This window comes from Thermogemmatispora tikiterensis, assembly GCF_003268475.1.
GTDB lineage: Bacteria > Chloroflexota > Ktedonobacteria > Ktedonobacterales > Ktedonobacteraceae > Thermogemmatispora > Thermogemmatispora tikiterensis.
Genome location: NZ_MCIF01000002.1, coordinates 503,157 through 527,835, shown reverse-complemented (window position 1 = coordinate 527,835; position 24,679 = coordinate 503,157). Strand labels below are relative to the sequence as shown.

Annotated in this window: 22 protein-coding genes; 9 read left to right on the top strand and 13 right to left on the bottom strand. The window is 61.1% G+C overall.

Annotation, left to right across the window (positions count from 1 at the left end):
- Nucleotides 1-163 precede the first annotated feature (163 nt).
- From A4R35_RS02315 to A4R35_RS02305, 3 genes are all read left to right on the top strand, one after another.
- A complete protein-coding gene (locus tag A4R35_RS02315) occupies nucleotides 164-1,792 on the top strand; it encodes a hypothetical protein (RefSeq protein ID WP_112426156.1) in 1,629 nt (542 codons plus the stop codon).
- Between the two features lie 91 nt (nucleotides 1,793-1,883).
- Nucleotides 1,884-2,396: a putative immunity protein gene (locus A4R35_RS02310; protein ID WP_112426154.1), complete on the top strand. Its 513-nt coding sequence runs from the start codon at nucleotides 1,884-1,886 to the stop codon at nucleotides 2,394-2,396.
- 337 nt (nucleotides 2,397-2,733) lie between these two features.
- Entirely contained in the window at nucleotides 2,734-3,675 is a 942-nt protein-coding gene (locus tag A4R35_RS02305) for a class I SAM-dependent methyltransferase (protein WP_112426152.1), read from the top strand.
- A gap of 173 nt (nucleotides 3,676-3,848) precedes the next feature.
- Here A4R35_RS02305 and A4R35_RS02300 read toward each other — a convergent pair whose 3' ends face one another.
- The 10 genes from A4R35_RS02300 to A4R35_RS02255 form a co-directional block, all read right to left on the bottom strand.
- A complete protein-coding gene (locus A4R35_RS02300) occupies nucleotides 3,849-4,667 on the bottom strand; it encodes an SDR family NAD(P)-dependent oxidoreductase (protein WP_112426150.1) in 819 nt (272 codons plus the stop codon).
- Nucleotides 4,668-4,843: 176 nt separating this feature from the next.
- Nucleotides 4,844-5,728: an ROK family protein gene (locus A4R35_RS02295; protein ID WP_112426148.1), complete on the bottom strand. Its 885-nt coding sequence runs from the start codon at nucleotides 5,726-5,728 to the stop codon at nucleotides 4,844-4,846.
- 41 nt (nucleotides 5,729-5,769) lie between these two features.
- On the bottom strand, nucleotides 5,770-6,636 hold the full coding sequence (locus tag A4R35_RS02290) for a carbohydrate ABC transporter permease (protein WP_112426145.1): 867 nt from the start codon (nucleotides 6,634-6,636) through the stop codon (nucleotides 5,770-5,772).
- A 105-nt stretch (nucleotides 6,637-6,741) separates the two neighbouring features.
- Nucleotides 6,742-7,632 carry a carbohydrate ABC transporter permease gene (locus A4R35_RS02285; RefSeq protein WP_112426143.1) on the bottom strand — a complete coding sequence of 297 codons (891 nt, stop codon included), beginning with the start codon at nucleotides 7,630-7,632 and terminating at the stop codon, nucleotides 6,742-6,744.
- Between the two features lie 266 nt (nucleotides 7,633-7,898).
- Nucleotides 7,899-9,245, bottom strand: a complete 1,347-nt coding sequence (locus tag A4R35_RS02280; RefSeq protein ID WP_112426141.1) for an ABC transporter substrate-binding protein — start codon at nucleotides 9,243-9,245, stop codon at nucleotides 7,899-7,901.
- A gap of 167 nt (nucleotides 9,246-9,412) precedes the next feature.
- Nucleotides 9,413-10,165 carry a sugar isomerase domain-containing protein gene (locus A4R35_RS02275; RefSeq protein ID WP_112426139.1) on the bottom strand — a complete coding sequence of 251 codons (753 nt, stop codon included), beginning with the start codon at nucleotides 10,163-10,165 and terminating at the stop codon, nucleotides 9,413-9,415.
- 61 nt (nucleotides 10,166-10,226) lie between these two features.
- Nucleotides 10,227-10,940: a GntR family transcriptional regulator gene (locus tag A4R35_RS02270; protein ID WP_189361247.1), complete on the bottom strand. Its 714-nt coding sequence runs from the start codon at nucleotides 10,938-10,940 to the stop codon at nucleotides 10,227-10,229.
- A gap of 560 nt (nucleotides 10,941-11,500) precedes the next feature.
- Complete coding sequence (locus A4R35_RS02265) at nucleotides 11,501-12,523, bottom strand: zinc-dependent alcohol dehydrogenase family protein (RefSeq protein ID WP_112426136.1); 1,023 nt, start codon at nucleotides 12,521-12,523, stop codon at nucleotides 11,501-11,503.
- A gap of 437 nt (nucleotides 12,524-12,960) precedes the next feature.
- A complete protein-coding gene (locus tag A4R35_RS02260) occupies nucleotides 12,961-13,821 on the bottom strand; it encodes an alpha/beta fold hydrolase (RefSeq protein WP_112426134.1) in 861 nt (286 codons plus the stop codon).
- Nucleotides 13,822-13,935: 114 nt separating this feature from the next.
- Nucleotides 13,936-14,718, bottom strand: a complete 783-nt coding sequence (locus A4R35_RS02255) for an SDR family oxidoreductase (RefSeq protein WP_112433946.1) — start codon at nucleotides 14,716-14,718, stop codon at nucleotides 13,936-13,938.
- Nucleotides 14,719-15,362: 644 nt separating this feature from the next.
- Here A4R35_RS02255 and A4R35_RS02250 point away from each other — a divergent pair.
- The 6 genes from A4R35_RS02250 (at nucleotide 15,363) to A4R35_RS02225 (ending at nucleotide 21,893) form a co-directional block, all read left to right on the top strand.
- Entirely contained in the window at nucleotides 15,363-16,547 is a 1,185-nt protein-coding gene (locus A4R35_RS02250) for a TRM11 family methyltransferase (RefSeq protein ID WP_112426132.1), read from the top strand.
- Between the two features lie 113 nt (nucleotides 16,548-16,660).
- A complete protein-coding gene (locus A4R35_RS02245) occupies nucleotides 16,661-17,308 on the top strand; it encodes an RNA polymerase sigma factor (RefSeq protein ID WP_189361245.1) in 648 nt (215 codons plus the stop codon).
- The gene (locus A4R35_RS02240; RefSeq protein ID WP_112426128.1) at nucleotides 17,301-17,678 is read left to right on the top strand and encodes a hypothetical protein; all 378 of its coding nucleotides are present in this window, start codon (nucleotides 17,301-17,303) and stop codon (nucleotides 17,676-17,678) included. The genes A4R35_RS02245 and A4R35_RS02240 overlap by 8 nt, the downstream gene beginning before the upstream one ends.
- On the top strand, nucleotides 17,675-18,436 hold the full coding sequence (locus A4R35_RS02235; RefSeq protein ID WP_112426126.1) for an ImmA/IrrE family metallo-endopeptidase: 762 nt from the start codon (nucleotides 17,675-17,677) through the stop codon (nucleotides 18,434-18,436). The genes A4R35_RS02240 and A4R35_RS02235 overlap by 4 nt, the downstream gene beginning before the upstream one ends.
- A 98-nt stretch (nucleotides 18,437-18,534) precedes the next feature.
- Nucleotides 18,535-19,719: a hypothetical protein gene (locus A4R35_RS02230; RefSeq protein ID WP_112426124.1), complete on the top strand. Its 1,185-nt coding sequence runs from the start codon at nucleotides 18,535-18,537 to the stop codon at nucleotides 19,717-19,719.
- An 11-nt stretch (nucleotides 19,720-19,730) separates the two neighbouring features.
- A complete protein-coding gene (locus A4R35_RS02225; protein ID WP_112426122.1) occupies nucleotides 19,731-21,893 on the top strand; it encodes an ATP-binding protein in 2,163 nt (720 codons plus the stop codon).
- Between the two features lie 164 nt (nucleotides 21,894-22,057).
- Here the strand turns inward: A4R35_RS02225 and A4R35_RS02220 are convergent, their stop codons facing one another.
- The 3 genes from A4R35_RS02220 to A4R35_RS24575 form a co-directional block, all read right to left on the bottom strand.
- On the bottom strand, nucleotides 22,058-23,008 hold the full coding sequence (locus tag A4R35_RS02220) for a class I SAM-dependent methyltransferase (RefSeq protein WP_112426120.1): 951 nt from the start codon (nucleotides 23,006-23,008) through the stop codon (nucleotides 22,058-22,060).
- A 347-nt stretch (nucleotides 23,009-23,355) separates the two neighbouring features.
- Nucleotides 23,356-24,192 (bottom strand): RNA polymerase subunit sigma-70, encoded by an 837-nt coding sequence (locus A4R35_RS02215; protein WP_223258490.1) that lies wholly within the window; start codon nucleotides 24,190-24,192, stop codon nucleotides 23,356-23,358.
- Nucleotides 24,193-24,201: 9 nt separating this feature from the next.
- The gene (locus A4R35_RS24575) at nucleotides 24,202-24,471 is read right to left on the bottom strand and encodes a sigma factor (protein ID WP_223258151.1); all 270 of its coding nucleotides are present in this window, start codon (nucleotides 24,469-24,471) and stop codon (nucleotides 24,202-24,204) included.
- Nucleotides 24,472-24,679 lie beyond the last annotated feature (208 nt).

Below are 24,679 nucleotides of genomic sequence, written 5' to 3'. Positions count from 1 at the left end.
TCTGCTCCTCGCTCCGCCATCAGCGAGCTCGATCTCCATTGGAGTATAGAGCGCTGGCAACGTCAAGGAATCAATGAAAAGTTCTCCACACACAAGGAGCGGAAGACACGGAAAAAGGAGCGGACTGAGACGTTTTTCTCTCTGGAGAGAAAGGAGTCCGGCCATGAACCAATCACTCGAATCGTCCTCTCAAATGGCCCCGGACCAGGCTCAGGATCAAGCGCTGCGGCCATTGCCACCAGCTGCCAGGCTTGGGCAAGATGGCAACGTTGAGTTTGAGCGTCTGAGTACCGATGAGCTGCAGTCGATTCCTGCTGTGGCTCAGGCCCTCGATAATCAGTGGCTTCCACGCAGCTTGCTTCAACCAGTTTTTCAGGCAGGTGGAGTGACAACAAAACACACTCGAATCTTAAGAAATCACGTCCGCTCAGAGTATATTCGCTTACTTATTCAAAGTGAGCAGATCATTCTGAATCGTGCATACCTCTATAATTCGGCAGCAGTCACGCAGGACTACGTTGGCCGACGCAACCCTGCACGCCAGATCTTCCAGGAGTTGCTCGAAAAGGCTACGATTGTCCCCTTCTTGCTCTATGAACGCAGTCCGGTAGATCCGCCCCAATCTTCACCGCAAGGCCAGGCTTATGGCGTCACGGCGGCCTTCCAGCAGTGGCGGGAGGTCTGCCAGGAGGTGCGCCCTCGCTGTCTCCGCCTTTCCTGGGATGATCAGGAGAACGAGCTCCGGGCCAGACAGGCCCTGGTGCACCCCTTTACCAGCTTCGCCAGGTCCATTACTGAGCACGATCTCGACCTCTGGCTGCAGGATCTCGCCCTTCCGGAGAGCGCCAGGGAGCCTTTTCGGCAACGCCTGATCGAGGTCGAACGTTTCTGTCTCGCTCTGGCTGACGCTGGCAAGGATGTGACTCGCGATGCTCTGTACAAGGAGTTCGTGGTGGCAGGGTCAAATACAGCTGAGCGACGCTACGATAGCAGCAAGCCTTTTGCTGCAAAGCTGAAGCAGCTCTTTGATCTGCGCTATAACGCGAACCTCCCCGATGCTTTGGGCAGCTATCTGCTCACGCCCGCCGACAGCCTGCCTCGTGTTGCCTTACAGGAGCTGGCTGCCCCCCAACGGCAGGCATCGCTGAGCGGCGAGGAGATTGTACAGCTCCTTAAGCATCTGGCCTTTGCTCTTGTGCAACAAGGGCTGAATCTCCCGTCTCTGCACCTGCTTAGCCTGCAGGATGTGGCGACGATCCGCCGCATGGATGAATGGCAGGACTATATGCAACAGATGCGAGCCTTGCTCGCTCATCCCCAGACCTTTGCTGACGGGGGCGCAGCCCACGTGTATGAGAGCTACATCCGCCTGACCAGAAGAATTGTGCAGCGGATTCAGGAGAAAAAGCTGCGCATCCCGCTGAAGGCCTGGTCTCCCGTTGTCATGATCGTCTTTAATATTGCCGGGGCTTTGCTTGAGGTCACGCTGACCAGCAACGGCCTGATCTACTCGCTGGCCGGACAGGTCGCCGGGTCACTGGTAGGCGAGGCCGCCTCGGTCGTCGCAACGCTGGTGATTCGCGATGCCGCGCAGCGGCACGCCCGGCAGGGCCTGAGCATGAGTGTCGACTTTATGCGCTGCCACCTGCGCTCAGCACAGTCAGAGTGGCGCGAGATCCAGCGCATGGTCCGGGCCTTGCCTGGCTTTCAGGAGAGTCGGGTCCCGCCAGTCAGGCCCGACGAGGCCACTTCTAACCTGAGTGGCATGGAGAGCAACACTCATTCAAGCTGAGCAGCTTGCCACTCTACAAGTCAGGTACTCCTGCTTCAAGCCGGAAGCTTCCGGCGCACAGTTCTCCTGGAAAGGAAAGAAAAACCTGGATATGATTCTGCCGAAGGAACGCGATCCCCGCCTGGTGACCATCCGCCGCGGCGGAACCCTCACCGACGAGCATCATCACTTGCTCGCTCTCTGGGCGGCCACCTGTGCAGAACACGTGCTGCCGCTCTTTGAATCGCTCCGTCCAGAGGACCCACGACCGCGTCAGGCTATCGCCGCTGCACGCGCCTGGGTCCGCGGCGAGATCAAGATGATGGAGGCCCGTGCCGCTGGCGGGCATGCGATGGCAGCAGCCAGAGACTTGCGCGGATCAGCCCGCTATGCCGCCTATGCCGCTGGTCAGGCCGCGGTCGTTGCCCATGTCGCCGCGCATGCCCTGGGCGCTGCTGCTTATGCGATCAAGGCCGCGTGTGCCGCTGCTCCGGCAGGTGAGAGCGAGAGCGCACGACAGCGGGAGTGCCAGTGGCAGCGCGATCAACTACCCGACGCCATTCGTGAGCTGGTTCTTGATGACCAGCGGGTGCGCAATGCTCTCTGCTGGTTCGTCTTCTCCTGACAGCAGCGCCGATAAGGCAGGCTTCACATTAAGAACTCATAAAAATAGAAGGGAGTGCGCATTTCCCTCTCCTACGCATTGACAGGGGCCTATCTGCTTCTCTACACTCCCGGCAGAGAAGCATCTCCTGCGTGAGAGGGAATCGATCCTGACTTCTTGAGAGGTCTGGCCTGGCGGCCTGGCCTGCGCTCTGCGGTTGCAGCCTGCATTCTTTCCTTGATCGCGCTGCTGGCCGGCCAGCAGGCAGGCAGTTGAGGAGCAGGTGTCTGAGAGGACTGTGAGCAGAGCAGGAACGTCCTCGCAGGAGATCTGACACCAGCAGAGAAAGGAGCTGCCGATGCCCTGGTGGTTCTTCCGTCGCCGCCGTGCCCCAGCTGCTGCCGCTGGCCCTACAGGTGTGGCCCCGTCCGCACCTGACAGGCAACCTGGCGAGGGTGCTCTACCGCGCCTGCAGGGCAACCGTCGCTATCTTCAAGAGCAGCCCTATTTGTTACCTAAAGACCTCGGCGAAGTGAACCGGCTCGACTTTCAGCATTATGTTTTGCGTAGCCTGCTACGCGGCAACTACTTAGCGCCGATTGGTCAGCCGCGCCGTATCCTCGATGTGGGGTGCGGCACGGGTCAGTGGGCCTTTGAATTGGCTCAGCAATTCCCTCAAGCCGAAGTCATCGGCCTTGACCTGGAGCAGGTCAAGATCACCAGCACGCCCCCAGCGAACTTCCGCTTTGTGCAAAGCAATGCGCTGCAGGGGCTTCCCTTCGAAAGTGGCTCGTTCGATTTCGTCCACCAGCGGCTGCTGATTCTGGCCGTACCTGTGGCCGCCTGGCCTGGTCTGATCCAGGAGCTAGCGCGTGTTACCGCCCCCGGCGGCTGGGTTGAGCTGGTTGAGACCAGCACCATGCAGGACTTCGTCCCGGCGGGACCGGCCACACGCGCCTTCTACCAGCTGGGGAGGCCCCTGGCGGCGACGCGTGGCCTGGATGTCGAGGGTGTGGTGCTGCGCTCCCTGGAGCGTTACCTGGCGGAAGCAGGTTTCATCAATATCCAGCGCCAGCTGATCGAGGCTCCTCTCGGCGACTGGGGTGGACGGCTTGGCTCCCTGCTGGCGCTCGACATTCGCGAGGCTTCCAAGGCCGTGTGTGGGCCTATAGCCGCCCTCGCTCACCTCCCAGAGCAGGAAGTCCTTGACCTGCTTGAGCGCGCGAGCCAGGAATGGAATACGCAGCAAACCCGTTGTCCCTTCGTAGTCGTCTACGGCCAGAAGCCGACCCACGGCTGAGAGATCTGAGTTCTCTCTATCATCTTAGTCGGGCCTGGCCGCCGTGCGTCCCGGCAGCAGCGAGGTTTGCCGGTGTCTGGTCCAGGTGGATGGCTCTCCACCTGGACCAGGCGACCATGATCATGACCAAAGGAGAGCCGCCTTGATCAGGGGCTTTCACTGGCAGGCCCTGGCTAGCTGGCGAGCGCGCCGGCATCTACGGCCAGCGTGCTGCCGGTCATCAAGAGTGACAGATCACTGGCGCAGAAGAGCGCCACCCGTGCTACATCGTCGGGCACTCCAGCCCGTCCTAGCGGCAGACTCTCGCCAAATGAGTCGCCGAGCACATCTGGCGCTCCGGCAGACGTCATCTCCTGACGCAGCTCGGCGATCCCCGGCGTGCGGATCAGTGTCGGAGCCAGAGCCAGCACGCGAATATTGTAGGGGCCAAACTCAATGGCCAGGCTCTTCGTCAGGCCCCGAACTGCATGCTTTGAGGCCACGTAATGCGCCATGCCAGCCCCTCCCTGGTAGCCGGCAGTCGAGGCCAGATTGATAATCACGCCGCCGCGCTGGGCCTGGATCATGCAACGCGCCGCCTCGCGCGCTCCCAGAAAGGTTCCGCGCAGATTGATCGCCAGCACCCGGTCCCATTGCTCATCAGACATCTCCAGCACGGGGCTGCTGGGATAGATACCGGCGTTGTTGACCCAGATATCCAGGCTGCCCAGCTCCTGCACGGCCCGCTGGGCCAGATTGCGCACCGAATCGCTATCCGTGACATCCACAGAAGCAAACAACGCCCGCACCTGATAGCGCGCAGCAAGACGCTCCGCCGCGGCCTGGCCCTCATCGGCCCGCAGATCGCCCAGTAGCACCCCTGCTCCGGCCTCCGCCAGTCGCTCCGCAATGGCCAGACCAAGGCCCCGGGCCCCACCGGTAATAACGGCATTGCGCCCGCGTAGCGAGATCAGCTCGGCCAGTGTCTTCTGACTTACATCAGGGATCGCCATCGTCTGTACTCCTTTCTGCGATTGTCTGTTCAGCCAGACAACAGACGCCTATTGAGGTAGCTTCGTCGAGCCTCGTCAAGAGGGAGGTCCATAGACAATAGACAGCATATACCGCAATCAGCGTCAGTTGCCAGCCGGACACCAGCACATGTGAGGCGGCAGAGGAACCTTCAGGCTCAGACGAAGTCAGAGCCTGAGAGGGCGGCGTGCAGAGCGCCATAGGCGGCGGCCTTGTCTCCGAGCAGGGCGGGCACAATCGGCGTCTCCCGGACCGCTGGAGCCCCATAGCGAGCGAGATTCTCACGCAACCAGGGGAAGAATAGATCAAACGCCTCGCAGAGGCCTCCAGTGATAATCAGCAGCTCGGGATCAAACAGGCTGGCGATGCTTGCCAGAGCCAGCCCCAGCAGGTGCCCTACCTCCTCCACGAGCGCAAGGCTGGCTGGCTGGCCCTGACGGGCCTGAGCAATGACCTCATAAGAAGTCAGAGGCGGGTCGAGCTGCTGGCTGCGAGCAGCCAGGGCGCTGCCGGAAGCCAGTAATTCCAGATAGCCATGATCGGGATCAGGGAGGTGAGCGCGATCGAGCGTCAGCCAGCCAAAGGCGCCGGCGCTCCCATGTGCCCCCCTGACCAGCCGGCCCCCCAGCATGAGTGCCCCACCGATACCTGTGCCCACACTGACCAGCGCGACCTGCTGCCGTCCGCGCGCCGCACCACGCCAGGCTTCACCCAGCAGGGCAAGCTGAGCATCATTGCTCAAGACCACCGCCGCCCCCAGACGCTGCTCCAACTCGGCGGCCAGCTCGCGCTCATGTAAAAAAGGGAGATTCGGCACCCAGAGCGACCGGCGACGGGTGCAGGTGCCTGGTAGCCCCAGGCCGATGCTCGCCACCGGCTCTCCCTGCTGCCGCGCCACCGTTTCAACCAGCTCCACCAGTGCGCGCAGAAACTCCTCATAGTTCGCTGGGGTTCTGACGCGCGGCGTCAGGGCCACCTCACCCGTCGCCGTCAGATAGGCCCCCTGAATTTTCGTACCACCTACATCGATGCCCAACTCCATTGTTGCCTCACACCTCCTGGTCGTGGACGCTTCAAGCCAGCTTAGCCCTTGATGCCGGTCAGCGAGATCCCTTCGATAAAGTAGCGCTGCGCCCACAGCGTCAGCAGCACACTGGGCAGGATGCCGATCGCCGTGCCCGCCATAACAATATTGGCGAATGTGACACTCGATGTATAGGTCCGCAGCCCATTCAGCGAGAGGACCACCGTGCTCATCTCGGGCGAATAGACTATTGAGAGGGGCCACAGGAAATTGTTCCACTGGAAGACAAAGGCAAAGAGAACCAGCGCCGCAGCTGCCGGACGCAGTAATGGCACCACTACGCGCCAGAGGAGCGTCCACTCGGAAGCCCCATCCAGACGGGCGGCCTCCAGCAGCTCATCGGGAATACCGGCAATAAACTGACGCATCAAGAAGATACCGAAGCCGTTGGCCAGATTGGGCAGAATCAGGCCCGGATAGGTATTATCGAGATGCAGGGCCGCCATCATGCGATAGAGCGGGATCAACATGACAAATTGGGGAACCATCATGGTCGCCAGGACACAGACGAAGATGGCATTTTTCCCGCGGAACTGATGCTTGGCGAAGACATAACCAGCCATGATACTGGTGAGCAGGATGCCCACCGTTGAGGAGACAGTCACGATCAGCGAATTGAGTATAGCGCGCGCAAACGGCGTTACTTCGAAGACCGTTCGATACGAAGAGAAAGCCGGGTGAGCGGGCCACCAGACCGGCGGAAGCGCCTCCAGGTCCTCTGGCGACTTCAGGCTGGAGGCAATCAACCAGAAGAAGGGGAAAAGCATGATCACCAGGATCAGCACCATACAGAGATACTGCAGTGCCAGAGAGAGCCAGCGCCGTCCCTGACTGGGGCGACGATAGCTCTTGGTATAGACCGACATCGTTGCTCTCCTTCGTCGTCTGATGCCCGCGCCCCTGCGGGAGCAGCGGGAGCCGGGTTCACCATCGCGCAGCGCACTCCCTTCCCTTGCGACCCTGCCCTGCCTTCACAGGGAACGGAAGAGGCGCAGCTGGAACAGAGAGAGCACCAGCACAATCGCCAGCATAATCATCGCCATCGCGCTCGCCTGTCCGGCCTGCCCGTAGTTAAATGCCGTAATATACATCTCGTAGGCGGCGACATCGGTTGAATTGACGGGAGATCCCTGCGTCAGCACGTAGACGGGGTCAAAGACCTGTAGCGTATTGATAGTCAGAATCACAAAGACAAAGGCCAGCGTCCGTCTGAGCAGAGGGAGCGTAATATACCAGTGGCGGCGCCACCAGCCGGCGCCATCAAGAGAAGCGGCCTCATAATACTCCTGGGGGATCTCCGTCAGGCCCGCCACCACCATGACCACATAGTAGCCCAGGGTCTGCCAGACATTCAAAATGACCAGCGAGAGCATGGCCTCATGCACGGAGCCTAACCAGCCCTGGGGGGGCAGATGTAGCCAGGTCAGGATCTCATTGAGTGGTCCATATTGAGGCTCGTAGAGATAGCCCCAGACAATGGCCACGGCAACCGTCGGAATCATGTAGGGCAGGAAGAGCACCGTGCGCAGCAGATTACGCCCGTAAATCCGCGCCTGGTACAGAAAGAGACCGAGCAGAATCGCTAGCGGCAGGATGATCACGAGATTGGCCAGCGAATAGAGAAAGACATTGAGCAGGGCCGTGCGAAAGATCGGCTGCTCAAAGACCGTCGCGTAGTTCTTGAGGCCGACCCAGCGCATGCGCGAGTAAGGAATGGCCATCGAGCCTTGATGCAAGCTGATCCAGGCCGTTAAGAGAATCGGCACCGCCACAAAAACGATCAGTAAACCCAGGCCCGGACTGAGGAAACCGACCGTGGCCAGCGACCTGGAGCGGATCAGCGAGCGCTGCCGCTGTATCAATTTGCAGATCCTCCCTTCACCGGAAGCTTTCAGCTATCCCATCGGCGACTCTGGAGAACGGAAGAGAAAGGAGGTTCAGCTGCCTCGGGAGAGAGGGGGGTTCTTCCTCTCTCCCGAGCGTGCACCGCCTGGGCGGCCTGCACGAGGGCAGCGCTGCTGAGATCGAGGCATCCACCAGCGGCCCTGGCAGGACCTCCTTTCTTATCTTATCTTAGGCTCTCCTCACTCCAGTATCAGGAATACTGTTCCGTCCTCCCTACCCCATATCAGGAATAGTAGCGGCTGAGAATCTGGCTGAGGTTGTTCTGTGCCTGGGCCATCGCTTGCTGAGGTGAACTCTGGCCATACATCAGTGCCTCCAGCGACTTCTGCAGGCTGGTAGTGAGTTCATCGCCGCCCAGCACCGTCGGGAACGGGATGCTGTTCTTGAGCTGCTGGACATAGGTGCTGATGAACGGCTCGCTTAAGTCGGCCTGATGGGCCGTCAGATCGGAGGTACGGCTTGGCAGAATCCCCATGCCCATCAGGATATCCCCCATGGCCGAGGAGCCATTTTTGCCGCTCTGAGGGCCATTGAGCCACTGCAAGAACTGCCAGGCCGCCTCTTGCTGAGCCGGGTCCGCGTTGGCATTGACCACCGTACTCCAGGAATACGACACGCTATGGGAGCCGTTGCCGTGTGGTCCCACGGGGATAGGAGCCGTGCCGACATCGCTAAAGCGCGCCCCCATGCCGGCCTTCAGGTTACTCTCCCACCAGTTGGCCATGATGATCATGGCTGTCTTGCCCGCGACAAAATTCTCAAGATAGGGTCCGGTCGTCGAAGCATTGGCCTGGCCCATCGCCGGATCGGTAACCTTCTTCTGGAAAATCAACTGATAGTAGAGGTTCGCCGTATCAAGGGCAGCCTGGCTGGTCAGCAGGGGTTTGTGATCGGCGGAGAGGAGCTGACCGCCATCTGAATCCACCAGCGAGAGCCACGGGTGAACGACGCCGCTATTCCAGCTGGTGATGACCCCAAAGCCCTGCTGGAGAATCTTGCCGGAGCTGTCGCGCTTGGTCAGCTTGACGGCATCGCTCACCAGTTCGTCCCAGGTGGCCGGAGGGTTGGCTATACCGGCCTCGCGGAAGAGGGCCTTGTTGTAATTGAGGGCATAGAGGTCAACTTCGTTAGGATAGCCATAGGTTTTGCCGTCGACCTGAACGGCAGACACCACATTCTGAGGATAGGCCTGCTGGATATCCTGCACAAAGGTGGTCGGGGCCTGAGCTACCAGGCCGTCCTGCACCAGCTGAGGCAGCCAGAGATTGTAGATGCCCATGATGGTCGGCCCGCTGGCGCTGCTTCCCTGGGTGGTGATGGTTGTGAGCAGGTTGCCAAAGGGCACGGTGCGCACCTGGATCGTCACCTCGGGATGCAGCTTCTCGTAGGCGCTGATAGCCTGGTTGAGCTGGTCAACCTGGGGACCCGACCAGTGGGTCAGATAAGTAATGGTTACCTTGCTGGAGGACGAGCCGGTACTGCTACCGCCGCAGGCAGCAAGCAGGAGGGAGAACAAGATCAGCACGAGGGTGACTCGCAGTGTTGGGCGCGTCAGTGAAAAGCGTAGCATAGCTACCTCCAGAGAAGTATCTCATGCCCAAGTCGGGCCGGGGGACAGCCTCCTTCGCAGGCCAGGCGGGCCAGGAGGAGAGTGCTGGCCTCTGCCGTCGATCGCATGAGTGGGCGCTGTTGGGGATCAGCCAGAGAAGCCGGCAACAGCGCTGGCAGATCGCGCTTTCAAGAGCCGTATAGACGACGACGGAACTCCTTGTAGACCTCCTCATTGTTGTCGGGGCTCACGCCCTCGGTATTGGGGGAGGCAAAGGGACGGACCCGGTAGCCGCGACGGGCGAGGGCCAGGGCCGTTTCTGAGACGATGGCCTGCACCAGGGCAATAGCGGCCAGCGTCGAGACGCCGCCTACCTTGCCCGCAACTCCCGGGACAGCGACGACGGCATCCTCCGAGGGAACGCCGTTGAAGAGGATGACATCGGCAATGTCTCCCAGTTTCTTCCCGCTGGAGTGGGTGGCAGGCCGATGGCGATGGTTCTCTTCGGAGGTGATCGCCACCACGTAGAGACCGGCGGCTTTGGCCGCCAGGGCCATTTCTACTGGTGCGGCATTCTGCCCGCCGTGGGAGATAACGATCAGCATGTCGCCAGGGTCCCAGCGCGTATGACGCAGGAAGATGCGGATGTAGTCCTCCTGGCGCTCCAGCCAGAGCAGCTCTTCTGCCCCTCCTGGTCCGCTGACGGCGGTCCACATCAGGCGCGGGTCCATCATGGGGTAGAACCCGACATAGCCGCCATAGCGCGGGAAACAGTCCTGGACCGGGAGGACAGAATGCCCGCTGCCGAATAGACGCACCCAGTGACCACCGGCGATCACGTCGGCGACGCGCTCAGCTACCAGGCGGATCTGTTCGCTCTGCTCCTGGAGCTTATCGATGGTGTGGGCGACTGCTGAAAGATAGGGTACTTCCTGGTGCATGCTCACTCCTTCAGTCTGGAGAGATGGGGTGCGAGAGCGCCTTCCACCCAGCACCACGCCGCTAGCGCTGCCTGCGGGAAGCCCGTAGAAAGAGCTGGACTCGATAGCGGTCGCCGCGCAGGATCGAGACGACAAATTCAAAGGGTTGCTTGGCTTCATCGAAGGTCAGACGCTCGACGTGGAAGCCACAGGCCCCCTCGCTGACCTGCAGCAGCTGCGCTTGCTGGCCGCTGATGCTGGTCATCGAGAAGATTTCTACCGCCTCAGCCGGCACAACGCCGTAGCGTTCCTCCAGATACTGGTAGAGCGAGCGCTCGTTGAGGTCAGCTCGCTCTAGTTCAGGGAAGCGGGCCGCTGGTAGATAGGCCGTCTGAATGCCGATCGGGGTGTCGTTGGCGTAACGCACGCGGCGAACAACCACCAGGGCTTCGCCAGCAGCCAGGCGCAGGCGCTGGGCCATTTCTGACGTGGAGGGTTCGAGGCCAATGCTAAGAACGCGCGCACCAGCGCGCATACCTCGGGCGGCCATTTCATCGCTAAAGGAGGTCAGCCCGCGGGCGCCCGCGGTAATGGTGAGATCACGCACAAATGAGCCGCGTCCTCGCTCGCGCACGATCAGCCCCTCGTCGACCAGAACCGCCAGGGCCTGACGCACCGTCGTGCGGCTGACCCCGTAGAGGTTGCACAGTTCCAGCTCTCCTGGAAGCTGCTGCCCCGGCTTCCAGGTGCCGTTAAGAATGCGTTCACGCATGTCTCGCTCAACCTGGAAGTGCATGGGCACCGGGCTGCTTTTGGATGCCGCTCGATAGCGAGGCTCCGCCATCGCTTTCTTCCCTCCGCCGCTCTCTGAAATGTTATAACATAATGACATTTTACTGTCCCGGTCCGCCAAAATCAAGAGGGCGACCAAGATAGTGATCCCTTCGGAGGAAAAAGTGGGCTGCGCGGGCAGTGATCTGGCCCGGCCCGCTGGTCGGCTGGTCGCCAGTCAGTGCAGCCGCGATGGATCGCCAAACAGACTCACACTGCTCACAGGGCGCTCACGATTCTCTGGATAGAGAAGGCGCGCTATCTCCCCCCGAACGAAGGTAGAGAGCTGGACCCCCACGGCTATCCAGGCAGCGCCGACGACCGCCATGCCGTCATCGACGCTCCGAACCACCCAAAAAGACAGACGGAGGATGGGGCAACAGCTTCCTTCTGCTGCCCCATCCTCTCGCTCAGGGGAAGACAGCCGGTTCACCTTCTTAGAAGCCCTCTTGTGGCCGGCCCGAATCCGGCAAGATCAGATGAGCATGCGATCATGCAGCTGTCCTGACACAAGGGGTCCTTTCCTTAGCGACCCACAATCAGCAGAGATTTGATGGCGCGGCGCTGGTCCATCGCGGCGTAAGCCTCAGCAGTATGATCGAGATCGGTTGTGAAGTCAAAGACACGACCCGGATTGATCTTGCCGCTGAGAACTGCCTCTAGCAGATCGGGCGCGGGGCCGCCACGCATGCCGATGTTGCGGTAGAAGGTCGTTTCGGCTGGGATCTCGACCTCGTGGGGGAGACCGACGCGTCCGACAATGGCGCCGGGGCGGGCACTGGCAAAGGCAGTCTGGTTGGCTTCGTTGGTGCCGACGCATTCAAGGACAGCGTCCGCGCCGATGCCGTCGGTCAGGCGCATGATCGCCTGCACCGCTGCATCACCACGCTCGGCCACGATATCCGTGGCACCGAATTCGCGCGCCAGCTCCTGACGCCTGGGGTGGCGGCTGAGAATGATCACGCGCTCAGCGCCAAGCAGCCGCGCAGAGAGCACGGCACAGAGGCCCACAGCACCATCGCCAACCACTGCCACGGTCTGGCCAGGCTTCACCCCCGCCGAGATGGCGGCATGATAGCCGGTCCCCATGACATCGGTCAGGGTCAGGAGCGAGGCCAACACCTCATCGGAAAACTGGCGCCCAGGAACAGCAACAAGTGTGCCGTCGGCCAGCGGGACCCGCGCCAGTTCGGCCTGTCCCGCGACCCCTTCAACGCCCTGACCAAAGAAGCCCCCACGGACACAGGCCGTATGGAAGCCGGCCCGGCAGTGCGGACAGGTACCGTCGCTAATAGCAAAGGGGGCAATGACGAAGTCGCCCCGCTTGATAGTTGTGACCTCGGGGCCTACCTCCTCGACGACACCGATGAATTCGTGACCAATGGACCCCTCGGGATGGGGCGCAATTCCGCGATAATACCAGAGGTCGGAGCCGCAGACACAGGCCCGAACGATGCGGACGATCGCGTCAGTCGGCTCCTGAATAACTGGGTCTGGACGCTCTTCTACCGTGATATTGCCAGCTCCACGAAAGATCGCTGCTTTCATCTATTTTGCTCCCTTCTCTGACTAGAAGGACTGACTGATCACCTTCCAAGGAGTGAGTCTTTCTTTGCTTTTTCATCTGCCAGGTATTATAGAGACGCTCGCAGGCAGAGCGATAGAATATTCTTCGTTAATAATTGGCCGATTCTGCAGAATGCCGCCGGCGGGCGCGCTGGAATGAGGCGCAGCACGAGGCAACCAGACACCTTCTTGCCAGGGCGCCTCATCAATGACTATAGGCAAGCAAACTAGCAGGATGGTCAGGAGAGGACAGATCGGGGGGGTTTCCTGCCGCGAATTAGCAAGCCAGAGCCTCAGCTATGCAGAGGCGAGTGAGCGAGCCGTTTGGAAGCTATTGTGGGCTGTGCTAACAGGGGAGGGAGAGCGGGGAAGGTCAGAGCCATAGCGAGCCCTCTCTTCTCCTGCGCCTGCCTCTCTGTCTACATTGCTTCAGCCTCGACCTTAGCGAGAAACCCAGTTGCAGCCCTCAACATGGCCTCATAGCGATCGCGGCGGATATTGTGACCAGCCCCAGCAATCTGGACTACCTGGCACTGCCTCGCGAGCGCTGCCGCCTGGTGTGCTGTCTCAGGGGTCAGGACCGCGCCCAGCTGGGGGTCGCCGGTGATCAGTAGCATGGGGCACTGGATGCGAGCGAATACCTCGCGCCAGGGGAAGGCACCTATCGCAACATGGGCCGCATCCAGGACGGCGATCTGCACTTCGGCTTTGGAGGCGGCCCAGGGGTCGATCTCTTCTTCAGCCCAGGCCGGTTGCAGGGCCCGAGCCTTGATCAGGCGCTCTTCGGGCGGCAAGGCCCGCAGTTCAAAGAGCCACTGCCAGGTCGAGGGAGACGCCGGACCGTCAGGGGTGGCAATGAGGGCCTTGGTGACGTCAGTCTGCAAGGGAGGGGCGTCGAGGAGGGGAGGATCTTCGAGAACGATGGCCCGCACGAGGTCGGGATACTCAGCGGCGACCATTGCAGCGGTGACCGCCCCCATTGAGTGCCCGATGAGTATGGGCCTGTCTAGAGACAGGGCACGTATGACGGCGACAGCATCTTCGGCCAGGAGGGCGATTGAGATCGCTTCTGCAGAGAGGCTTGACTGCCCATGTCCACGGGCATCAGGCATGATGACATCGTAGCTAGTCGCCAGCTCGGTGGCTGCGCGCGACCAGCAGCGGCCATTGTCGGTGAGGCCGTGCAACAGGAGGATACTGCGCCGTTGCTGGTCACCGGTGCGAGTATAGTGGATGCGGATGCCATTCGCCTCGATGGTTCCTTCCGTCCATTGGCTCATTGCCTCTACCTTTCCTTCTCTCAGGTACCGAAGGAGACGCTTTACTGATCATCTGGTTAGTGGTCTTGCATTTCAAGCGCTGGCAGCGGCGAGGGCTAGACTCCCTTGTGGTCGCTAGAGCGTTTGGCCGCCATCGACAACCAGGGCGTGACCTGTGACAAAGGCAGCAGCCTCCGAGCAGAGCCAGATCACCGCAGCAGCGATTTCTTCGGGCGTACCCATCCGTCCGATCGGCTCCTGGGCGAGGACCCTGGCCCGCTCCTCGGGAGTATCGCCGAAGACCCGCAGCCTCATGGGAGTATCGACGATTCCCGGACAGACGGCATTGACCCGGATATTCGAGCGCGCATAGTCGAGAGCCGCCACCTTCGTGAGGCCAACGACGCCGTGCTTGGCGGCGCTGTACGCGGCTCCCCCCGGAAAGGCTTTGACGCCCGCTCCCGAGGAGGTATTTACAATGACGCCACCTCCATATTGGAGCAGCAACGGGATTTCATACTTCATGCAGAGAAAGACGCCTCGCAGATTGACGCTGAGAACACGCTCCCATTCCTCTTCTGGGATGTCGGCCAAGGCTGCCGTAGCCTGCTCAATACCAGCATTATTGAATGCATAGTCCAGCCGCCCAAAGGTTTCGACAGTTTTGTCCAGGGCAGCCTTGACGTCCACGGACCGGGTGACGTCACATTTGAGGGCCAGGGCCTGCCCCCCTTCCTCTGTGATGAGTCGCGCTGTCTCCTGGCTGCCCTCCAGGGAGATATCGGCAACGGCGACACCTGCTCCCTCGCGCGCAAAGGCCAGAGCCGCCGCCCGCCCAATGCCACTGGCGGCCCCAGTGACGAAGGCCACTTTGCCGGCAAAGTGGCGCTTCTGACCTTCATGTTCAGGGGCGGTCATAGGATCAAAGCCTCCTTTTTGATTATCAGTGCTGAAGAGAGTGGTTAGCTGCAAGCTAACCATCCTTGATCTCTTGCAGGCAGCAGGCCAGACATCAAGGGGAGCACTCTGCTGCTCAGGAAAACAAGAGCTGCGCCTGCTAGAGCTAGAAGACAGTATAAAACCCTTCGCGGTCACCCAAGCTTGGGAAATCATGCAGAATGTTTGGCAGATTCTCCGCTCATCCAGAAGCTGGAGGGCGACTAGCCAGTCTCCTTCTTCCCTATCTCACCCAGGACACTTGAGCCTTTCACTGGCACTCTCGTGGAGGAGGGAGCGAGGGGATACCCCTTTGGGGATCACTAGCGAGTGAACAGCCTTACGCGCCCTCACCACCGGAGAGACAGGCATAGTGAGATAGAGAAGAACACTTGACATTCAGTATGAGGATAGGACAAAAGCAACGAGGCCAGTCTAACATTCGGTAGATCTTGTGATATAATCCAATCAAGCGATCGCTTGATCTTACTGCAATATGTCAGCTAAGTGCGCCCGTTCTTCGCTATGGCAGGGCAGGAGATGGCCTGAGACAGAGTCTTATACGCTGCCTCTAGCCGGCGGAAGATCATCCAGTGCCTCTACGACAAGGAAAGTCAGGAAGAGCGATGACAGATCTGAAGCCCGTACATCCCTTCCCCGCACGGATGGCCCCCGAGGTTGCTCTGAGTGAGCTGGCCCAGGTCCCGGCGGGCAGCACGGTCCTCGATCCCATGATGGGCTCAGGGACCGTGCTGAGAGCGGCCATCACCCACGGCCTTCGCGCCATTGGCCGCGACATCGACCCGCTGGCTGTCCTGATGGCCCGGGTCTGGACCACCCCCCTGAATACAGATCAGTTGCGTCAACGGGCCAGGCAGCTGGCGGCGCGCCTCAGCAGCGCTGCGACGCCGGTCCCGCTGCCCTGGATCGACGACGATCCCGAGACCGCTACCTTCGTCCACTACTGGTTTGCCGAGCCACAGCAGCGAGACCTGCGTCTGCTCAGCGCCGCCCTGTGTGACGACGACGGTCCCCTCGGCGATGCTCTTCGGCTGGCCCTGAGCCGCATCATTATCACCAAAGACCTGGGCGCCTCCCTGGCTCGCGACGTCTCCCACAGTCGTCCGCACCGCACGCGCCTGACCACTCCCTTCTCCGTCCGAGACGGCTTCCTTCGCGCCGTGGAGCTGATCGCCAGCCGACTGGACGCGCAGCCACCCCAGGCCGGCGCGGCGGAGATCGCTTTAGAGGACGCCCGCCACCTGGCCTCGCTGGCTGACCACAGCGTCGACGTGGTCCTGACCTCGCCGCCCTACCTCAATGCCATTGACTATCTGCGCGGGCACCGTCTGGCCCTGGTCTGGCTCGGCTACCGCTTGCGGGAGCTGCGCGCCATCCGGGCGAACAGTATCGGGGCCGAGCGGGCGCCAGTCCCAGGTGCAGACCTGACGGCCCTGCAGGATCTTCCTCCTTGCCAGGAGACACTCCAGCAGCTGCCCAGTCGCGAGCGAGGGATGCTGCAGCGCTACCTGCTGGATCTGGCGGCGCTGCTTGCAGAGATGCGACGCGTGCTACGCCCGGGCGGACGCGCCATCGTGGTACTGGGCAATTCCTGCCTGCGAGGCGTCTTCCTGCAGAACGCTCGCCTGTTCTGGCTGCTGGCACAGCGGCAGGGGTTCCAACTAGAGCGCTGGGTCGAGCGGGAACTGCCTCCCAACCGTCGCTACCTGCCACCGCCTCGCACCGCTCACCAGGCATTGCTGAAGAGACGCATGCATACAGAAACGATCGTTACCCTTTCCTCCCTCTGATGCCCGAGCCGAGCGCAGCAGGAAGGAGGACGGGCCAGAAGCACTCTTTCGCCCTCCTTGGCGAACGGGTACGCTTCGTTTGTTCGGCGTTGTTCCCACCAAAGGAGGCCCCGATGGGTCTACCAGTATCACCCCCATCAACCCAGGAACTAGAGGCTGTCTATCAGCGCTTGCTCGCTCAAGATCCCACTGCACCGGACGACTTTGCGGAGCTGGTTCTTGATCCATTAACCGCTCAGCTGCGCCTGCGCTACACCTACGTTCCAGATTATCAGTTGATTCGGGATGCCGTAACAGACTCGCTGCTGACGTTCCTTGAACACCCGGAGCGTTACCGGCCAGAGCGTGGCAGCCTGTGGCACTATCTCGTGATGAACGCCGAAGGCGATCTCCGCAACGCCCTTAGCCAGTACCAACGCGAGCAGCAGCGCCAGATTCCTCTTTCTGCTGTCGCACTTGCTCTCTCACCAGGGAATAGTTCTATAGAAGAGGTGAGGCCCTGGCAGGAAGCGGAAGCAAGGCTTGCGCTGAGTGCCCCACCCCTGCAGGCGCTGCTTCAGCGCCTGCGCAGCGAGACATTTACACCCAGCGAATGGCGCATTGTCGTCCTCATGCTCCAGGGTGAGAGGCGGACGGGTGTCTACGCGGCAGAACTGGGACTGACTCACTTGTCAATTGAGGAGCAGCGCAAGCAAGTCAAGCGAGTGAAGGATCGCTTGCGTTTACGGCTCAAGAGGCACGGAGTACGTTTTGATGAGTAGTGAACCTTCACCAGCGCTGGCCTATGCGGCCCAGCGTGCGGCTCAGAGAAGCTTTTTCCTGGCCAGTGCCCTGCGCCAGTACCAGGATCTGCACCAGCTTGATGAGCAAGGGCTAGCCCGTGACCTTGGCTGCGCGCCAGAGGATCTGCCGCGTCTTGCCCTGTGCCGCCGGCCTGTGGGGACCTCGGCGACTTTCCTGGACGATGTAGAGCAACTGACTCGACGCTTTCGGCTGAAGGATGGGCGCCTGCTGGCCTTGCTTCGCCAGGTCGAGGCGATGGAGGCTCTGCAGACCCACATGGCGCGCGCCTCTCAGAGAGAGAGCCTGCTGCAGGCAGCGCGCGATCGCGAGGAGGGGCAAGAGCCATGATGGTTGCCCTGCCGGCCTGGGTAGCGGAGGAGGCCGCCGCCTTCTGGCACTCCGTTGCCTGCACGCCAACCTATCCCTGTGATCTGGCAGCAATCGCCGGACGCGCCTACCCGGTCGCGATCTTCTCACTCACGCGCTTGAGCGTGGAGCGGGTTGAGCGCTGGCTACAGCAGCGGGGAATCGCCTACTGCTCCAGCTGTGCTGAACGCCCGCTTCATGGTTGCCTCCTTGCAGTGCGAGGGCACGGATTGATCTTTGTTGATCGCAGCGATCCGCCCGAAGAGCAGCGCTATACCCTGGCTCACGAGCTAGCTCATTTTCTACACGACTACCTTCAGCCCCGGCAACACGCTATCCGGCTCCTGGGGCCATCGATTCTTCCTGTGCTCGATGGCGAGCGCCCTCCTACCTTCGAGGAGCGACTTGACGCAATCCTGGCCAGCTGCAAGCTCGGCTTCTACCTGGACCTGTTACCGCGGACAACCGAAGATATGGAGCGGGTCAGTGCCCTGCTGCGCGCCGAGCGAGGGGCTGATCGCCTGGCCCTCGAACTGCTCGCGCCCGCCGAGCGGGTGCTCTCCCAGGTCGACCAGCAGCTCCAGAAAGGCGCAGACCCGGCAGAGAGGAGGCGCATCGCCCGGCACCTGCTGATGGCCACCTATGGCCTGCCGCCGGCCATTGCTCAGGGCTACGCCGCGCTGCTCTTCCCAGCGACAACTCAGCGCTCCATTGCTCATCTGCTCGGCTTTTACGATTAACGCCGGCTATTGACAGAAGCTGTCGCACTTTTCCGGGAGGAAGGGAATATGTAGTAGAAACGCTGCAGGATTGGTTGCTCAATGAAGGAGTGGATGAGATGCCTCCACAAGATGAGCCATTGCTGGTGGATGCCCGTACCTATGAGGAGGCATATGGGGAGTCGCTTGAGGAAACACTGGACATTGACAGGTGGCAGGGAGGTAGCGATCTAGAGGCCCTCTATCGCAAACTAGAGGCCGAAATCGCGGAGGCTGTGGTCTTTGAGCGGGCTCAGCGCGAACCAATTCGCCGCGAGGTCTTTCCGCGCATTGCCAGGCGCCCTGGCGCTCCGCGGGGCGCCGGGTGCTACCGGGTCTCATTTGATGATCTGCGCTATGCTCACCGCGCCCTGCTCTTTAACGGAGCGGTCGAGGCCTGTGATGGCACCAGCCAGCGCTACGATAGCCTGCCCATCACGATCACTCAGTTAGGGGTCTGCCTGGTCTCCTATCAGGGTGACCAGGGGTCCTGGTCGCAGCGTCTCTTTCGCCGCGACCTGCGAGCGACGACCGGTAAGCCCTTGGAGGATCTGCTGGCGCTGCTGGAAAGGCGCAGCCAGCGCGGCAGCATCGAGGTTGAGGAACAGAGCCGATTGAGTGAGCTGGCCCGCCGCGGCATCATGAGCTATGCCGAACGGGCGGTGCTCACCTGGAAGGCTCAGGCCCCCTGGCGCCTGGGCCACGGCCCTCCTGTCCCCTATGAGCTGTTGACCGGCTCGGGTAGCATGGAGCTGTTCACGCGCAGCCTGGCTGTGCTGGAGGAGCTGCTCCTTGGCCATCGCAAGGTGGTCTTTGTGCAGAGCGATACTCAGAAGCGCCATTGGCTGACCATCGGCCAGGCCCTTGAGCCTCTGGAGTTTCTCGTTCTGGAGACCATAGAGGAGCAGCTGCTTGAAATCGCCACCAGGGGACACTATCCCGCTCACTTCAAACAGCAGGCAGAACATTTCAGCCATGAGGTCGGCTCGCAGGTGGTGATGGGTGTCTACCGCGCTTCGGCCTATGCCCAGCCTTACCTCTTCTATAGTCACATCGACCATGTCTTTGAGGCCGCGCTGATCGCTCTGGCAGATAGTGTCTTGCACAAGCACCGGGGTTTTCCCTTGCTTATCGATCTGGCTGACGCCATCTGCCGCGTAGTCTTCGGCAATGACATCTTTGAAGATGCCATTCACACGGCTCATGTCCATGCTGGTGAGCCATTCCGCTTTGTCAGTGAGCGCCGGACACGCGCCAGAAAGTAGCAGGCCGCCCAATGAAGAAGCAGCACGATGATTCCCACAACTCTCTCTGGTCCTTTGAGGAGCTGCCCCCAGCTAGACCCGCACAGGCACAGCGTCATCGCAATGGCGCGCCAGCAGAGGGCGCCACGAAGCGGATTGAGGAGAAGGAAGACGGGGGAGGAGGAGAAGAGACCATCAAGTCCTTTCCTCGCGAGGTCTTCGCGCGCCTGGCAGAGGATGCAGAGCACGCCGGCGGAGAATGGCAGGAGCAGGATTACGGCCCTGGCTATGTAGGCCAAACCCTGTTTGACACCCCGGCCAGTGAAGATAATACCGTGACCGTTGTCCTCCCGCGGGCCAACATCGGGAAAGTGCCTGCGCAGGCACCGGTCCGCATTCAGAGCACCGACAAGCGCTCCTACCTGGGGATCGTGGTCCGCGGGCCATTTGCCGAACCGGATGGCATCCGCGGCGACTCGCCGATCGTGATCACGACCTCCGTCCACGGCACTGTTTTCCTGCCAGACTATCACGGGCGCGTCCAGGTTCAGCTACTGGGCGAGGAGCTAGGAGGCAAAGGCGGTCAGCTGGTTCCGCAGCGCTTCCGCCCGTTGCCCAAGAGCCCCGTCTACGTGCTCACCAGCGAAGAAATGGCCCGTGTGCTCAAACTGGAGGGCGAAATCGAGCTGGGCCTGGCCATCGGTCATGAGGAGCTGGTCGTGCGGGTCCCCGCCAGGCGCAAGTCGCTCTGGTTTCGCCACCTCGGCATTCTCGGGACAACCGGCGGTGGCAAGTCAACGACCGTTTCCGGCCTGGTGAGTCAGCTCCAGCGCCAGGGCTTCGCTACGATACTCATCGATACCGAAGGCGAATATACCACCATTGACGAGCCGACGGAGGACGAAACGATGCTCGCCGCTCTGCAGCGGCGCCAGAAGGAGCCTGCTGGCGTGGAGCAGGTCACCATCTATCATCTAGTAGGGCGCCGAACCGCCAATCCGAAGCCGAAGCATGCCACCGTCCAGCCCTTCTGTCTCTCGTTTGAGCAGCTCTCACCATATCTTGTGTGCGAGCTGCTGGAGATGACAGAGGCCCAGCAAGAGCGCTATCTGCGCGCCTACGATATCACCAAGCAGCTTCTACAGCAATTGAAGATCTCGCCCAGAGCTGGAGAAGATGCCAACTGGCTGTTGGAGCTGGATGAGCTGGAGGAAGGTTATCGAGGCATGCGCCTGGAGCACATCTATGATGTGGTCCGCGCCTGCTCTTCCCTTGTCGAGAAGGCCGAGGAAAACATCGAGTTCACTAGCCCGGACTTTAAAGCAGCCTCCCAGACTGTCCTTCCGAAGCTTAAGTCTGCAGCCAGGGGGCTGCCAGGAGCGCCCCCGAGCTGGAAAGCCCTGCAGGGGAAGCTCAGGCGCTTGCTGAATCTGCGCATTTTCGATCATCACAAGGCCCAGCCGCTGCAGTATGACCAGATGTTAGGCCGAGGACAGGTGGCAATTATCGACCTCAGCGATACCGACTCACCACAGATCAACAATCTGGTGATCGCCGAGCTGCTACGCGGAGTGCATCGCTATCAGGATGAGCACTATGCCCGGCTTGAGCAACAGCAAGAGCGGCAGGCCGTCAAAGATAGTGAGGGATTGGTCCCGGTCATGGTGATCATCGAAGAGGCGCACGAGTTCTTGTCGGCGGAGCGCGTACGCCAGATGCCAACCCTGTTCCAGCAGGTGGCGCGCATTGCCCGGCGTGGACGTAAGCGCTGGCTGGGATTGTCCTTTGTGACTCAACTACCGCAGCATCTGCCCGACGAGGTGTTGGGACTCATCAACAATGTGATTCTGCACAAGATCACCGATGCCAACGTCATCAGCCGCCTGAAGCGGAGCATCGGCGGCATCGATGAGGGACTCTGGACGCGGCTGCCCAATCTGGCCCCAGGGCAGGCGATTGTTGCTCTGGATGGAATGATCCAGCCTTTCCTGGTGGCCATCGATCCTACCCCCTGCAAGCTACGCATGGTCGATGAGCTTGCCCCGGCCAGCGAGCGGTTTCCTCCACTTTCTTCGGGAAAGGTATTACCAATCAGCAGGTGGGCGTGGAAGGATCAGGGATGCGTGCCGGGATATCCACACAGAGCGCCGGCGCTTGGCTTCAGTAGCTCGACAGAAGCAAGGGAGAGCCGCTAACTCTGCCTGGACCCGCCCGGCACGTGCCCGGAGTGAAAATAGCCAGGCGACCGGGTCCAGACGCAGACGAGCGATCAGGCGTCGGTCAGAGGCAACCGCTGTCACAGAAGCCACAGGCAAAGCACAGGGCCGGGCAGCTCCGAGGCGCCAAGCCGGCGCTCAGCTCAGGGCTTCTGCCCATAGGCCGCCACGAAGCGGTACATTGTCTTCAGCTGATTGCACTCTTGAAAGACGGCATCCAGCAGTGCTTGATACTCCGGCGGCGCCATTTGAAAGCGCCTCACGACCGCCCCACTCAGAGCCGTGCCGACCTCACGGAAGTCCAGTGCTAACAAGGAGCCGATGCGTCCCCCCCAGTCTCCCAGAGGTACCTCGATGTCATGTCGTTGCACCTGTACCAGCCCGGCCTCCCTCAAGTAGCGATCCAGTGAGCGTGCTACTTCCCCAGAGCCATCCAGTCCCCGCAGCGCCGTTAGCTGCAGGGTCATAGTGAGCACACGCTGCGTCGCTGGCCCAACGGGAGCGATCTCCGTGCTTGCCTCCAGCAGCTCGACCCAGCCCCCACGAGCAGTTACTCGCACCAGCTCGCGCACCACCTGGGGCCAGGCTGGCAGCGGCAGCGCTGCCGTTAAAAATCGCTGGTGAACAAAATCAAAGGTATTGTCATTAAAGGGCAGGCCATTGAGTGCGTCTCCTTGGACAAAGCGATAGTTGGGCGGAGGCGACACCGAGTTTTTGGCCTGCTCCACATCCAGACCGACCACGCTGGCCTGGGGGAACTCCTTCGCCACCTCGTAAGCCCACTGACCAGTACCACAGCCAACATCGAGAATCTGGCGCGTGGCCTGTTCTTGCAGCGGAGCCAGATAGTTGCGGCGCAGGATGGCACGCAGGATGTAGTGTTGAAAGTCCAGACGGTTGACCTCCTTGAGGTCCTTGGGGAGCAGATAGGGCTGCTCCTCCAAGTAGCGTCGCTCTTCGGCATCAGCCCGGCTGGGTAGGGTCACCTCTCCTGCCCAACTGCGAGGACGGGCCGGCGAAGGAGCATCGGGAAGCTGCTGAGAGTGGCTGGTGGGGGCCGCCGCGCTCTTGCGTCTGAAGAACCACCAGGGCACGCTGGGACCTCCTTGTTCTTTAGTCTAGAAGAGCCTTTGGGGGTGGAGCTATAAGAACACTCCTCAGTGTAGATAAGAGGATGATAGATGTCAATATAGAGGAGTGGGAAGAACATCTCGCCGTTCGTTTTTCATACATTTTTAATGACTTGCAGTGACAGCAGAAGTCGATCAGCAAAGAGACCATTGAGCAGCTGCCGGCCATCGTTATCTTCGTGCTTCACGGTAGCGCTGAGGATACTGGCACCATGAGCATGGAATAATTGAGCCAGTTGTCCGGTGTCCGAGGGGCCGCTGATGGTAAGGAGGGCAGGGGTCTAGCAGGCAGAAGCGCCGTGACAGGCTGCTCAGCGGCCCAAGTTCGTCGGGATAGGGAGCTGTTCCGGCTGGCCGAAGCGGGCGACGAGCGAGGCGTTGTGAAACATGATCACGCTGGCGACCAGGCGCGCGCACGCCGTTGCGGCTCTCTGCAGGGAAACTACCTGAATACCGTAGGCCCGATAGGCCTGCTGGGCAGCGTCGGCCCGATAGACGGCAAAGGCCGGCTGACCGTTGGCGACGGTTGGTAGCAGACGCCACTGCCGCCCTTTTGCCGGATGCAAGGGACAGGCTGCCAGGATGGCCCGAATGGCGGCGTGCCCCTGATACCAGGCGGCGTAAGGGGGCATGGAGAGGGTAGCATCTTCTTTAAGCAAGGCGACCAGTCCCTCGACGTCATCGCTCTCCCAGGCCCGGACGTAGCGCGCGAGAAGCTGGCGCGTCGTGTCATCCAGGGCGCCTGGTTGTACTGGCTCACTGCTGAGTGGATGATAGTGCTTCTCCAGGGTGATGCGCGCGCGGTGCAGGGCGGCGTTGATGGCGGCGGTGGAACTGTTGAGCAATTGGGCGATCTCGCTGGCTCGCCAGTCCAGGACATCAGCGAGGATCACGATGGCGCGTTGACGGGGGGAAAGCAGCTGCAGGGCGGTGAGGAAGGCGAGTGAGATGCTTTCTGTGCGCGTGTAGCGTGTTTCCGGATTCTCCGCCGCTTCGCCGAGCCAGCTCGTGGGGAATGGTTCGAGCCAGGTTGCTTCGGCGAGTGGGGAGGCAATGAGGTGAGCGGGATCAGCGGCGGGGAAGGCGGCCAGCGGCAGGGTCCTGGCCGGGCGTTGCTTGAGAGCGTCAAGACAGGTGTTGGTGGCGATTTTGTAGAGCTAGGCGCGCAGGGAGGCTGTGTCTTTGAGGCTCTGGAAGTGACGCCAGGCGCGCAGTAATGTCTCTTGAACCTGGTCTTCGGCGTCATGAAGCGAGCCGAGCAGGCGGTAACAGTAGGCAAGCAATTCCTGGCGATGGGCTTCGAGAAGGAGGCCGATATCAGGGGACTGGCTGGCTTGAGCTGGGCCGGTCACGGGAGAGACTGGAGATGATTGGAGGCCGCTGGGGAAAGGCTGGGCCTGGGCTCGGGCCTGCTTGTGCCTGGTCATCCTTGCTCCTCTGCGGATGAATAGCAAGAAGTATCCGTCTGGTCAGGGTGCTCGCTCAGGGTGAGGGAGCAGTCGCTCTTTTCATTGTAGCACATCCAGGCTGGCCCGCCTGTCCGCTGGCTGTGTGCGTGATCAGCGGCGGTGGCGAGTTTTTTTTGTGGGTGCACGGGCGCACAGTTTTTGCTCTTGCGCCAGTCTTATTGATAGG